The organism is Aneurinibacillus terranovensis DSM 18919 (genome assembly GCF_000430625.1).
GTDB classification, from domain to species: domain Bacteria; phylum Bacillota; class Bacilli; order Aneurinibacillales; family Aneurinibacillaceae; genus Aneurinibacillus_B; species Aneurinibacillus_B terranovensis.
In genome coordinates, this window is record NZ_AUMJ01000059.1 from 23,241 (window position 1) to 37,320 (window position 14,080).

Here is a 14,080-nt window from a genome sequence, read left to right on the forward strand (position 1 = left end):
TGAACGCATTATATGCGTAAGAAACGGCGGACGGACACAATGCTTCCCCATACTCCTATGAACACACCGATGCCTAACAGAATGAAAGAAATCTGATAGGCAAGAGGATAAAGCGGAAGTAAATCAAGGAAGTAGAGGGATAAATCTTTTTTAATCATCGTAATTAAAGATTCGTATCCTACCAGAAGCAGAATGATTGGTAGAATCGCGCCCAAAATTCCCATCAATGCACCTTCAACAAAGAAAGGACCCCGAATAAATGAATTCGTTGCTCCAACAAGCTTCATAATCTCAATTTCTTTTCGTCGGGCGACGATTGTAAGTTTGATCGTATTGGCGATTAAAAACATTGCTGTAAACCCAAGGGCAAGGATAAACACTACAATCACAAACCGGATGACATTCGTTATCGCAAACAATTTGCTCGCTGTCTGTTCCGCATAGTTTACCTTTTTCACTTCTTTTATCTGTTTAATCGCCTGCGCCACCGCTCCGGTTTTCTGCGGAGAGGTCGCTCTGACGACAAACGCATCCGGCAGCGGGTTCTCTTTCTCCAGACCCTGGAACAGAGAACTGTTGTCCCCAAAGCTCGCTTTGAATTCCTTCAATCCCTGTTCTTTCGGTACAAAAGTGACTTCCCCGACATCCTTAATCTGCTTTAACTCACTTTCGACAACTTTTGCCGTCCCGCGGTCGGCCGTCACATCGAGTGACACACGAATCTCCACCTGCTTTTCAACATTGGAAACAAGGTAGTTCACATTCATCGCAAGCAGGAGAAAAACACCGAGAATTAGCAGGGTAATCGTAACCGCACTCACAGAAGCAAAAGACATCCAGCCGTTGCGCCCCAGATTACGGAAGCCCTCTCGCACATGGCGTTTGATAGAGTTACTATTCGTCATAGCCGTATTCCCCTCTCTGTTCATCACGGACAATACGGCCGCCTTCAATGGCGATGACGCGCTTGCGCAGGCTGTTTACAATGTCTTTATTGTGTGTAGCCATCACTACGGTTGTCCCCCGGCGGTTAATCTCAAGAAAGATATCCATAATTTCCTGGGATGTCTCAGGATCGAGGTTCCCTGTCGGCTCATCGGCGATAATAATGCCAGGGTTATTCACAATAGCGCGCGCGATCGCAACACGCTGCTGTTCTCCGCCTGATAGCTGATCAGGTAAAGAGCGCGCTTTATGCTTCAGACGCACAAGTTCCAATACTTCTGTAACGCGAGGCTTTATAGTCTTCTTCGGCGCTTCGATAACTTCCATCGCAAAGGCAACATTTTCATAAGCGGTTAATTTCGGAAGAAGCTTAAAGTCCTGGAACACCACCCCGATGCTCCTGCGGACATATGGAATTTGCTTCTCCTTCAGGCGGTTGATATGAAACTTATTAAGCACAATTTCCCCTTTGGAGGCCTTCTCTTCACGATACATCAATTTAATAAAGGAAGATTTACCTGCCCCGCTGGGGCCTACGACGAAGACAAACTCACCGGGTTTAATATGTACGTCAATCGCTTGCAGAGCAATCGTACCATTCGGATATGTCTTCCATACATCTTGCATTTCTATCAAATATATCACCCAAACTACTATAAATTTTTCTATTATTTCCTCGGAAATGACATCATTCAACACCAAAACCCTATCCTATTATACCATTTGTCGTCGAAAAAGCATGTTTCTTGGTAGAATTAACTCAAAAAATTCAAAAGTAGGTGCGAATGGAATGGTTCGTTTTTATTTTTTGTAGAGTCTTTCCTTGCGGAGGAGCGATGACTGTCCGTGTTATGCCAAAAAGGGAGACCCTGTCCGAAACATCTGGGTAGCTCAAAGAAGGAGACAGTCGGACAGGAAAGACGTCTCCCTTTTTGCCCTAACACTGGGTAACGGAAAGAAAACAAAAAATGAAACCGGATAAGCTTTACAAAAATAAAAAAAGAACCCATCCGTTGCATACCTCCTGAGATTTGGATCAGGCTTTGCTCAAAAAACTGCAGGAGAGGCTAAGGAAGGATATATGTAAGGTTTGTTTACTGAATTAACCAATTAATTTGTGTTCGGATTGCATTCGAGTCAATATCTTGGACACAAAAAAAAGGGGACTCTACACTGATTGTTTTATGTGCTCTTCTACCGACTGAGGAGTTTTATAACCCAAATCATTCTAGAGGCAAATTTTTAGGGCGCCCGCAAAAAAGGGTACCCTGATTCATTGAAAGGATTTTCGGCACGTCGAACAGTGACTGTGCAGAACCACTTTTTGCTTCCATATTATGTTGAGTATTTTGGGAATTATCCTACTAGGATTTGACTTCATATACTAACATTACTAAACTTCAATTTCAACTTCGTTTTCAATTGCAATTGGTAAGTAAATTTCTATGTCCTGTTGTACTGCTTCAAATGAAACTGCCATGGCATATGGAACAGTAGCATTCATGTCTTTATTCCAGCCTTTTTACTGCTTAAATGACCTCAACACCAAATCTGGAAAAATCTTTTCCGTACTCATCCGAGCGTTGATTAATGAATGGCGAATGAAATTGGTGAATCAGATATCCATAGGCACCATGAAGTTCTATTGTATCAAACCCAACTATAATAGCACGTCTGGCAACGTCTTTGAATTTTTCTACCGTCATTTTAACTTCGTCCGTACTTAAAACCTTGGGTTCTTTATACATTGAATCAAAAGCTTCGGATGTTGATGAAACCGGTATTTTTGCGTCTTTAGCTTTCCGTCCGGCATGACCAAGCTGTATCCCAATTTTCGCACCATGCTTATGACATTAATGAACAATACGAGAAAAAGCCGGTATATGATCATCAGACCAGATGCCAAGGTCAAAATCGGTGATTCTCCCATCAGGTTCAATACCTGTCATTTCCACGATAATTAGACCGGTTCCGCCAAGCGCTCGCGATGTATAATGAACAAAATGCCAGTCATTCGGTTTTCCATCCTTTGCATCAACCGAATACTGACACATGGGAGGCATTACAATTCGGTTCTTTAACTGCAACCCTTTTATTAGGGGCTAAACAACATTTGACTTCCTCCTTTGCATGTGAGTACCTAAATTGCTTCTTTTCCATTTTCCAACTTCGGTACTTTATTTACATTCCTGTAAAGAGGGTTTGCCTTTTTTCAAGAAAGGCCTGTGTGCCCTCATTCTTATCGGAAGAGCCAAACAAAATAGCTTGCGCCAATTTTTCCATCATTAATGCTGTGTCCATATCCATATCGAATCCGCGGTTGATAACGAGTTTAGCCATTCTGACTGCAAGAGGTCCCTTCATTAGAATCTTTTCTGATTTTTCTTTCACAACCTGCCATAGTTCTTCTATGGGTACAACCGAAGATACTAAACCAACCTCCCTCGCTTGATTTGCTGACAATATTTCTCCCGTCAAAATCATGTCTAACGCTCGACCTTTTCCAATGATTCGGGCTAATCGTTGGGTTCCGCCTGCTCCCGGAATAATGGATAAATTTAGTTCCGGTAACCCGATTTTTGCATGATCAGCGGCGATACGAATATCACAGGCCATGGCCAGCTCACAGCCCCCGCCTAGGGCAAATCCGTTTATGGCCGCAATCGTTGCTTTATTGCAATTTTCAATCCTGCGATAGACAGCTGACATCCCAGGGATTAGAGCGTCTAAGGATTGTTTTTCACTTAGCTGTCTGATATCCGCTCCTGCCGCAAATGATTTTTCCCCGGCTCCGGTAAATACAATTACTCCTACTTTTTTATCATTCTCCAAGGTTTCCAAGGCATGCTCTATTTCCTTTAAGGTTTGACCATCCAATGCATTTCTAACATCCGGTCGGTTGATTCTAATAATTCCAATTTTCTCTTCTTTTTCTACCAAAACATTCTCATAGTTCATGTCGATTCCATCTCCTTTGTAACTACCGCTCCAACTTTGAATAGCTGCCCACCTGAAATGGGTAATTCCTATACGTAACCCTTAGCATGTTATTGAACGCTCAACAATCTCTGCGATATCTAATGTTTTTACTTGCTCTTCTACTTCCTTTGCCTTCGTTCCATCACTCAACATCGTTAAGCAATAAGGACAGTTGCTTCCGATCGTAGTCAGATTCAGACGTAGAGCTTGTTCTGTTCTTTCTATATTAATCCGTTTTCCTTGCATTTCCTCCAACCACATCATCCCGCCGCCTGCTCCACAGCACATGGCATCTTCGCGATTACGCTTGATTTCCAATAGTTTAGCCCCCGGAATTGAAAGCAAAATCTCACGCGGAATATCATAGATGTTATTATATCGGCCCAAATAGCAGGAATCATGGTAGGCGATCATCTCATTGACTTCCTTCTTCGGCTTAATTTTACCTTCCTTGATCAGCTGATGGATCAACTGCGTATGATGATAAACCTCCGCTTCCAATCCGAATTCAGGGTACTCATTCTTGAACGTATTATAAGCATGAGGATCAATCGTAACAATTTTCTTCACTTCATAGGTCTGAAAGATGGCGATGTTTTCTTGAGCCAGCTGCTGGAACAAAAATTCGTTCCCCATGCGACGCGCCGTGTCACCAGAGTTGCGTTCCTCATTCCCAAGAATGGCGAACTTTACACCTGCTATATTCATGATCTTTGCGAATGATTGGACAATCTTTTGACTCCGTTTATCAAATGAACCCATTGATCCAACCCAAAATAAGTAATCAAATTCCTCTACCTCATGAACCGTAGGCACATCAATATCCTCACGTTCTTCGCGCCACTTAATCCGCTCTTTGCGATTGATCCCCCAAGGATTGCTCTGTCTTTCGACATTCTGGAAGTATCGTGTAGCTTCATGTGGCATATCCCCTTCGGTAAGCACTAAATAACGACGCATATCCACGATTTTTTCTACATGTTCGTTGGCCACTGGACATTGGTCTTCACAGTTGCGACAAGTTGTACAAGCCCATAATTCTTTTGCAGTAATGACATCAACAATCAATCTCGGCATTTCTATAGTAGCTGCCACTTCGTTGGAGGATGTTACCACTCCGGCTTGCAAGGCCAATTGGTTTGCCTTTGTATTCTTAAAAGCAAAGCTTGGCATCCATGGTGTACGGGAGGTGACGGCAGCCCCATGTTCTGTAAGATGATCACGCATTTTGACAATCAAATCCATCGGTGAGAGTGTCTTCCCGGTATTGGCAGCCGGACACATATTGGTACAGCGTCCACACTCCACACAGGCATAAAGGTCTATTAATTGATTCTGACGGAAATCTACAACATTACTCATTCCATAGGATTCTTGAGATTCATCTTCGAAATCAATAGAAGTTAGCTTTCCTACCGGCTTGGTGTCTCTGAGATACACATTCACAGGTCCAAAAATTAAGTGGACATGCTTGGATTGAGGAACATAAACCAAGAAGCTTAGCAGTGTCAAGAGGTGAATCCACCAGAAAACATAGAACAGTACTCCACCCGCACCTTGACCAACGCCTGCAAACCATCCAGCGATGGTCGATGAGAACGGAGCATACGCATTGAACCCTTCATAACCAATCCACACCTGTTCAAAGGCCAATGATAAGAAAATCGACATCATCAAAGTCGTTAAGAAAATAATGACAAGACCTGATTTAAGCCCACGCTTTAAGCGTTTCAGCTTTTCGATATAGCGGCGGTAGTAGGCGTAAAGGACTGCCAGCAAAACCAGAAAGGTCGTTATTTCCTGCGTTAAGCTAAAAAAATGATGAGCCGCCCCAAGAGGATAAGCAAATCCCTTGATAAATCCTTTTATAATCAATTCGATGGCACCCAATTGAAGAATCAGAAAGCCGTAAAACATAATGACATGCATGCTGCCGCTTTTCGAATCCTTCAACAGCTTTCTCTGTCCAAATACATTGATTAATACCTCATTCATTCGAACACTCGCATCTTCTTTCAGATTGCTCTTTTTCCCCAACTTAATGAAGGTTACACGGCAATATACTAGATACGCAAACAAATAGACGGCATAGCCTGTTACGGTTAGGAAAGCAAGGAAATTTACTAGTGATAACATTCAGTTCTTCCTCCATTGTCGATTCTTATTCACTTTCCTTACGTTCCGGATCAAATAATAAACTAGGAAAACGTTCTATTATTTGATTTAAAATTGTAAGTAATTACTAGATACACATTAGATTTTAATTCACCAGAAAGAACTGTTAAAAATGCAATCAAAAAACGATTGCCGATCTTTTTTAGTGTTCTTGATCTAAAACCCTATGCAAAAGAACTGCGAAGTCGATCACCCCGTGGTGCCGACGGCCATTGTAGAGAAGGAGTTCTACGCGCACTCCTGGCTGCGCCGCTTGAGCACATTACAACGTTTACCGGCTTGCATCATCGATTGGAAACAGATCTTCGAATTCGCTATCAGTGCGGACTCCCGCTTGATCGCGAAGCTCCATCTATCTCCACGTTAAGTCGCGTATTCGCCGAGTTGACGAAGAAGAACTTAGCTAAGCAGCTGTTCGAGGAATTGGTCAAACGCTGTCAGCAAGACGGCATCATCGACGGCAGCACGTTGCGATCAATAGCGCTGCCATCCATGCTTACGAGAAGAAATCCTAAACGAAAAAGTGAGTTGACAGGCCATGCGAACTGGGGCGCAAAACTGGATTCGTTCGGCAACAAAGTCACTTGGTTCGGTTATAAACTCCATATGGCTGTTGATACGAAAAGCGATCTGCCGCTCGCACTGGAAGTTACGCCGGCTCATGTCAATGATGGGGAAATGGCACCGGGTCTGATGGACAAAGTAGCTGCCCAAAAAACCACGCGATTCTTCCTGCTCGATGTGGGCTACGATCAAATGAAAGTTTACGAAGCTGCCCGGAACGTGAAGGCGGAAGCCATTATTCCACTTAATCCCCGTGGAGAGAAAGAACCTCTTGCTGGGATGACAACAAACGGAACGCCTTGCTGTTCCATGGGATTCGCGATGACTTATTGGGGCGCTGACGGTGATCACTTGAAGTTTCGTTGTCCTCACGCCACGGGCAAAGTGGATTGCCCGTTAGGCATGAGCGCCTGCTCTTCTTCCAACTATGACATGGTCGTCAAAGTAGATGCAAAGGATGATCTCCGACGATTTAGCAGACCTCATCGGGATACAAAACGCTGGAAGGAGCTTTACAACGAACGTACCAGTGTGGAACGATGCAATTCCAGATTGAAAACCTACCTTACAGCAGATGGCCTGCATGTCTGGGGCATTCAGAAAGTAACAACTCACCAGTATCTAAATGCCATCGTACTGCTCGTGTCCGCCATTTCCGCTGCTTCTAGAAAGAACCAAACGGCAGCTTAAAAATTTGCAAACGCTAAAATTGTGAAGGTCTGCCCATTTTCAGAATCCAGCCACTTAGTAACCCCAAACGTCATTAGATTTTGCTATCTTTATCCAAAAACGGATTTTTGCAAAATGCTCATTTAACTATGAAACAAGTACCTTTTTAAATTCTTCTGTTAAAAGAGGAACAATTTCAAATAAATCGCCTACAATTCCGTAGTCCGCTACTTGGAAAATTGGCGCTTCCGGATCCTTGTTGATAGCCACGATTATTTTTGAGTTAGACATTCCTGCCAAATGCTGAATGGCACCGGAAATCCCGCAAGCTATATATAAATCGGGGGTTACGACTTTTCCTGTTTGTCCAATTTGTAAACAGTAGTCGCAGTATTCCGCATCACATGCCCCGCGTGATGCTCCCACAGCTCCCCCTAAAGCTTCTGCTAATTCCTGAAGAGGCTTGAACCCTTCTTTGCTTTTCACACCACGGCCACCGGATATGATCACTTTTGCTTCACTCAGATCAACTCCACTCGTGGTTTTTCGAACGATTTCTTTAACCATTGTTCTTACATCTTTAATTGCCGTCTGGAACTGAATAATCTCCGCTTGTAAAGGATTTTCTTGTATCCCGAAGTTATTCGGACGTAGGGTTCCAAACACTTTCCCCTTGGTAAATACCTTCTTTTGGAATGCTTTACCCGAATAAATCGGCCGGGTAAAGACAATGGTACCATTCTCCAAGTCTACCCCTGTGCAGTCAGAAACCAGTCCGACGCCTAATCTTGCAGCCACTCTTGGGGCTAAGTCTTTACCAATGGCTGTATGTCCCATGAGAATGACATCGGCTTGCACTTCCTCAATCAGCTGACATAAAGCTTGGGCATACGCATCCGTCGTATAGACAGAAAGAGCTTCATCTTCCAGAACATATATTTTTTTTGATCCGTATTGACTTACTTCCGTTACAAAACGGGATGCTCCTGAACCAAAAAGCGATACAGAAACTTCACCACCTTGAGACAGCTTTCGGGCTACCGTCAAAGCTTCAAAAGAGATATTACGTAACTTTCCATCTTTAATTTCTGCAAACACCAATACTTTTTTACTCATTGATCCATACTCCTCGATCTATTAATTAAACTATTTTCTCTTCACTTCGAAGCAGATGAACAAGGTCATGAACCTGTTGTCCAATGTCACCTTCTAAAATACGTCCGGCTTTTTTCTTAGGCGGAACATATTGATCTTGAACGGAAGTTCGAAGGGCTGCATCATCTTCGGATAACCCCAGATCTTCTGCTCTCAAACGATTAAGAGGCTTTTTCTTCGCTTTCATAATTCCGGGCAGGGAAGGATAGCGAGGTTCGTTTAATCCTTGTTGGGCGGTTGCCAAGAGTGGAAGATGGACGTCAATCACTTCCATGTCTCCTTCGATATCGCGTTCTACGGTTGCCTTACTGCCTTCAATAAAGAGTTTGGTAATAGCAGAGACATGCGGAATACCTAATTTTTCGGCGACACGGATGGTAACTTGACCAGATCCGGAATCCACCGCCATATTCCCGCCTAGAATTAAATCGTACTTATTCCCTTTAATCGCTGCCACGATATAATTGCTGATGGTATACTCATCAGCCTCTTCCTCTAACTCAACCAAGATCCCTTTATCAGCTCCCATGGCGAGTGCTGTTCTCAAAACGCTCTCTGATCGAGCTGGTCCAACTGTCAATACCGTTATTTCCGCACCTGAATCTTCCTTGATCTTGACGGCTTCTTCCACTGCATACTCATCATACGGATTAAGGATAAACTCTACACCCTCCTCATTAATCCGACCGTTTTGAATCACAATCTTCTCTTCCGTATCAAAGGTCTGTTTCAATAACACTAAAATATTCATTGTCCTGACTTCCTCCTTAAAACTATGAACTTAGAGATATTCAAGTTTTAGCTGAGCTGCAATAATGTTTTTCTGGATTTCAGATGTTCCTTCATAAATTTTCGTTATTCTTGCATCCCGATAAAAACGCTCAATAGGAAATTCGGCAATGTATCCAATCCCTCCGTGAATCTGTACGGCTTTATCTGCCACGCGGTTATATACTTCGGAACCAAGCAGTTTTACCATAGCCGCTTCCTTAATGACCTTCATTTTTTGATCCACCATCCATGCCACACGATAAGTCATACTGCGCAAAGCTTCAATATCAAGAGCCATATCAGCCAAGTAATGCTGGATAATTTGTTGTTCAAAGATCGGTTTGCCAAATTGGATTCTCGTATGGGCATGTTCCATAGACATCTCTAATAACTTATCGCAAGACCCTAAGTTCCGTGCAGCAAGTCCTGCTCTTCCATTAGCAAGAATTTTCAAAGCATTAACATATCCTTGTCCTTCTTGACCTAGTATGTTTTCAGCAGGTACTTCACAATCTTCAAAGAAAATTTCAGCGGAATGGCTTCCATGGAGGCCCATCTTCTTTTCTTTTTTCCCAATGGTTAACCCGGAAAAGTCTTTCTCAACGATAAAGGATGAAATTCCTTTTGCTCCTTTAGATGGATCTGTCACTGCCATAACCGTAAACACATCCGCTATGAGAGCATTGGTTATATAATGTTTGCTCCCATTTAATAGGTATTTGTCTCCTTTTCTGACCGCAGTTGTTTTCAGATTTGTCGCATGTGAGCCCGCGCTGGGTTCGGTCAAAGCAAAGGCACCTATCATTTCCCCTTTTGCCATCGGCGGCAAATACTTTCTCTTCTGTTCTTCATTCCCCATCTCCACAATCCCAACAGAACCAATACCTGTATGGGCACCGATAACGGTGGTATAGCCATTATGTGTTCTTCCCAATTCCTCATAAATTGCACACTTGCCGACCATTCCGATACCCGTTCCGCCGTATTCTTCCGGGATACTCAGCCCAAACAATCCCATTTCCTTAGACATGTTCATGATTTTTTCAGGAATTTCGTCCTTCTCTTCTATTTCCATCGCCAGGGGATCGACTTCGCTATCAATAAATTCTCGGATACTTTGTTTTAAAAACTTGATATCCTCTGATAATTGGAAATCCATGATATCCACTTTCCTTCCTAGTTCGTAGTGTATTCGTAAAATCCTCGACCTGATTTTCTTCCCAAACGTCCTGCTTTCACGTATTTCACAAGTATGGGGGATGGACGATACTTTTCCCCTAACTGGTGATACAAATATTCCATATTTCGCAAACGGCTATCTAATCCTACTAGATCCGCCAATTCGAGTGGACCCATCGGGTGATTCAACCCAAGTTTGAGGGCTTTGTCGATATCTTCTGCTGAAGCCACTCCTTCCATCAGCATGTTCATGGCCTCATTTCCGATGAGACAATTCATTCGACTGGTTACAAAACCGGGAAATTCATTGACTTCGACTGTTTCTTTTCCCATCTTTTCCGCCAGTTGTTTTACAACTCGTACCGTATCGTCAGATGTATCCAATCCTCTAATAACTTCAATTAATTTCATACGATGAACTGGGTTGAAGAAGTGCATCGCTACACATTGATCAGGCCTTTTGGTGGAGGCCGCGATTTCAGTCGGACTCATTGTCGAAGTATTGGTAGCCAGGATCGCATGTGCGGGTGCCAACTCATCCATTTGCTTAAAGATATTGATTTTCAGTTCCATAATTTCTAATACTGCTTCAATTACCAAGTCACTCTTGACTACAGCTTCTTGCAGCCCAGTAGTATAAGAAAGATTTTTCATAGCCTCATCGCGCTGTTTCGATTGAACGTATCCTTTTTTCACGCTTTTATTTAATTGGGTTTTGATATATTCTCTTGCCCGTACGATTGCTTCTTCAGATATGTCCTGTAAGGTTACTTCAAACCCGGCTAATGCTGCGGTATAGGCAATTCCTCGTCCCATCGTACCGCCGCCAATCACGGCAATATGATTGATCATGTTAAACAATCCCCATTTCTTTTAAATTTTCGATTTCTTTGATTCCATAGCCGAGATTGGTTAACACTTCATCTGTATTTTCACCTAATAAGGGAGGCGCCTTTCGAACGGATCCTGGCGTTTGCGATAATTTAATCGGGATCCCTAGCATTTTCAGCATGCCAATTGTAGGATGCTCTACCTCTTGAATCATTTCGCGAGATTGAACCTGAGGTTGGGCCAAGACTTGAGCCAAGTCATGAATCGGTCCACTGGGTACGCCTGCACGTTTTAACCTTTCCATGATTTCCGATGAATCTTTTCTCTTCGTGTATTCCGTGAGAATTCCCACGAGTTCTTCACGGTTCGCAACCCGGTTCACATTTACTGAATATTTCGGATGATCCTTTAAATCGTTAAGTTCAAGAGCATCGCACATTTTTTTCCATAACCAATCGTTTGGTACGGCGATGATGACATAACCATCTTTTGTCTCAAAAGCTTGATAAGGAACGAGAGTAGGATGAGCGGAACCAAAACGACCTGGAGCTTTTTCCGTTGCTAATACACCCTGTCCCAAATAATTGGACAGCGATACAACGGTATCCAAAAGAGAAGATTCCACGTATTGCCCTTTTCCCATCTTTTCTCTGGCCAGCAAGGCTACGACTACCCCAAACGATGCATATAGTCCCGTTGCTAAATCTACAATAGAAAATCCGACCTTTACTGGGGGACGACCAGGTTCTCCAGTGACACTCATCAATCCGCCGAATCCTTGCATGAGCAAATCATAAGCTGGTTCATCTTTCATTGGACCCGTTCGACCAAACCCGCTAACTGCACAATACACCAGACGAGGGTTGATTTTTCTAAGCACGTCATACCCTAATCCAAACTTCTCCATGGTTCCGTTCCGGAAATTCTCGATCAAAACATCGGCATCTGCCACTAGTTGTTTGACAATCCGTTGTCCTTCTTCCGTTTTGAGGTTCAACGTTATGCTTTTTTTATTCTTATTCAGGCTCATAAAATAACAAGATTCACCATTGATTTCAGGTGGAATATAACTTCGAGTTTCATCCCCAATCCCGGGCTGTTCAACCTTAATAACTTCTGCGCCCATATCGGCCAATTGCATACTACAAAAAGGGCCAGCGAGTGTTCTCGAAAGTTCTATTACTTTAATCCCTTCTAATGGACCTGCCATCCAAAATCCCCCCCACTTGCTCATGAATGATATTTGCAAAAAAATATTCTATTTTGGGAAATTTCATCGTCCATTCGATTAACTACACTTGCATATTTTCCACGATTGTTGTAATTCCTTGTCCCCCACCAATACATAGGGTGACCAATCCATACTTTTCTTCTCTTCGTTCCATTTCGTGCAATAATTTGGTCATTAGAATGGCTCCTGTAGCTCCAAGAGGATGGCCTAAAGCAATCGCCCCGCCATTCACATTTACTTTCTTCAAATCCATGTTGAGCTCCTTAATAACAGCTAGTGCTTGGGCTGCGAATGCCTCATTCAATTCGATTAAACCGATTTGATCTAATGAGAGTCCAGCAATAGATAGAGCTTTCTTCGTTGCCCCCACTGGGCCAATCCCCATGATCTCCGGAGAAACCCCTGAAACAGCTTGAGCAATGATTTTTGCTCTTGGTTTAAACCCGCGCTTATGCGCAGCGTCCTCCGACATCAATAAAACTGCTGATGCCCCATCGTTTCGCCCACTACTATTTCCCGCAGTTACGGTACCGTTTTCTTTAAACACCGATTTCAATTCACTCAGCTTTGCCAAACTGGTTAATCGTGGGTGCTCATCTATCTCAAAAAAAGTTACTTCTTTTCTTTGTTTGATTTCATAAGGAACTATTTCTTGGCGAAAACGCCCAGACTGAATCGCTTGGTGAGCAAGTTTCTGACTTCGAAGGGCAAATTCATCCTGTTCCTCTCTAGAAATCTTGCACTGTTCTGCCAAATTTTCCGCTGTAACTCCCATGGTCAGATTTCCATAAATCTCTATCGGTTGTGAACGTGGTTGGCTTTCCGTATTAGGATCGATAATCTCTCTATTTCCCGAACCGAATCCATAGCGCACGTTTCGAATATAATAGGGTGCTGTACTCATTGATTCGGCACCACCAGCTATTATCACATCAGATAAGCCGCTCATAATTTGCAAAGCTGCATTATTGATGGCCTGAAGCCCTGAGCCACATTGTCTGTGTACGGTATAACCAGGTACCTCAACCGGAAGTCCTGCACGTAAAAGAGCCAATCGGGCAAGATTAGGTGAATCTGCACTTTGTTTTGCCTGTCCTAAGATCACCTCATCCACTTCATCTTTTTCCATTCCTGTACGTAACAGGATTTCTTGAATCACTCTTGCAGCAAGGAAGTCTACCTCCACATCCTTCAAACTGCCTCCAATTTTCCCTACAGCAGTTCTGACAGAGTCAATGATTACAACGTTTTTCAAATTTAACCCCCCCTTGTATATTAAGAGCAGCGAATGATTTGGTTAACATAAAACCGAATTGTCGTTGCTCTTTTTAGATTTTTGATCTTTGAAAACATAATAGAAAATGTGGATTTAAAGTCATGTCTAGTGGTGGAGGATGTAGCCCCGAAGGGAACCGAGGAACCGAAGGTTCCGAGTGTTCACAAAGGGGGAACAAGCGTAGCGCGTGGCTTGTTTCCATCCATCACCATCATCAGTTAAAGGGTTTACGATCTTGGGCTGTCTTTGGGAAAATGGCCTTAGGTGTCTACCAAGGGAAGGTTCCGTTTCCCCCTGTTGCCCCT

Annotated in this window: 10 protein-coding genes and 2 pseudogenes; 1 reads left to right on the forward strand and 11 read right to left on the reverse strand. The window is 43.2% G+C overall.

Annotated features, from left to right (window positions below; translation table 11 throughout):
* Positions 1–8: 8 nt before the first annotated feature.
* The 5 genes and pseudogenes from ftsX to H525_RS0111360 form a co-directional block, all read right to left on the reverse strand.
* On the reverse strand, positions 9–905 hold the full coding sequence (gene ftsX / locus H525_RS0111330; protein WP_027416318.1) for a permease-like cell division protein FtsX: 897 nt from the start codon (positions 903–905) through the stop codon (positions 9–11).
* Positions 895–1,581, reverse strand: coding sequence for a cell division ATP-binding protein FtsE (gene ftsE / locus H525_RS0111335; RefSeq protein WP_027416319.1), 687 nt, complete (start codon positions 1,579–1,581; stop codon positions 895–897). The genes ftsX and ftsE overlap by 11 nt, the downstream gene beginning before the upstream one ends.
* Before the next feature lie 896 nt (positions 1,582–2,477).
* A pseudogene (locus H525_RS26295) lies at positions 2,478–3,041 on the reverse strand (oxidoreductase); the annotation flags it as partial.
* A gap of 85 nt (positions 3,042–3,126) precedes the next feature.
* Positions 3,127–3,903, reverse strand: a complete 777-nt coding sequence (locus tag H525_RS0111355) for an enoyl-CoA hydratase/isomerase family protein (RefSeq protein WP_027416322.1) — start codon at positions 3,901–3,903, stop codon at positions 3,127–3,129.
* Positions 3,904–3,984: 81 nt separating this feature from the next.
* Entirely contained in the window at positions 3,985–6,060 is a 2,076-nt protein-coding gene (locus tag H525_RS0111360; RefSeq protein ID WP_027416323.1) for a (Fe-S)-binding protein, read from the reverse strand.
* A gap of 102 nt (positions 6,061–6,162) precedes the next feature.
* On the opposite strand from H525_RS0111360, the pseudogene H525_RS23720 reads away from it, so the two are divergent.
* A pseudogene (locus H525_RS23720) lies at positions 6,163–7,353 on the forward strand (transposase).
* 126 nt (positions 7,354–7,479) lie between these two features.
* On the opposite strand, the gene H525_RS0111370 reads toward H525_RS23720, so the two are convergent.
* From H525_RS0111370 to H525_RS0111395, 6 genes are all read right to left on the reverse strand, one after another.
* Positions 7,480–8,448 (reverse strand): electron transfer flavoprotein subunit alpha/FixB family protein, encoded by a 969-nt coding sequence (locus H525_RS0111370; protein ID WP_027416324.1) that lies wholly within the window; start codon positions 8,446–8,448, stop codon positions 7,480–7,482.
* A 25-nt stretch (positions 8,449–8,473) separates the two neighbouring features.
* Positions 8,474–9,238: an electron transfer flavoprotein subunit beta/FixA family protein gene (locus H525_RS0111375; RefSeq protein WP_027416325.1), complete on the reverse strand. Its 765-nt coding sequence runs from the start codon at positions 9,236–9,238 to the stop codon at positions 8,474–8,476.
* Between the two features lie 30 nt (positions 9,239–9,268).
* On the reverse strand, positions 9,269–10,417 hold the full coding sequence (locus tag H525_RS0111380) for an acyl-CoA dehydrogenase family protein (RefSeq protein WP_027416326.1): 1,149 nt from the start codon (positions 10,415–10,417) through the stop codon (positions 9,269–9,271).
* Positions 10,418–10,434: 17 nt separating this feature from the next.
* Entirely contained in the window at positions 10,435–11,286 is an 852-nt protein-coding gene (locus tag H525_RS0111385; RefSeq protein ID WP_027416327.1) for a 3-hydroxyacyl-CoA dehydrogenase, read from the reverse strand.
* A 4-nt stretch (positions 11,287–11,290) separates the two neighbouring features.
* Entirely contained in the window at positions 11,291–12,478 is a 1,188-nt protein-coding gene (locus H525_RS0111390; protein ID WP_027416328.1) for a CaiB/BaiF CoA transferase family protein, read from the reverse strand.
* 82 nt (positions 12,479–12,560) lie between these two features.
* Positions 12,561–13,754 (reverse strand): thiolase family protein, encoded by a 1,194-nt coding sequence (locus H525_RS0111395; RefSeq protein WP_027416329.1) that lies wholly within the window; start codon positions 13,752–13,754, stop codon positions 12,561–12,563.
* Positions 13,755–14,080 lie beyond the last annotated feature (326 nt).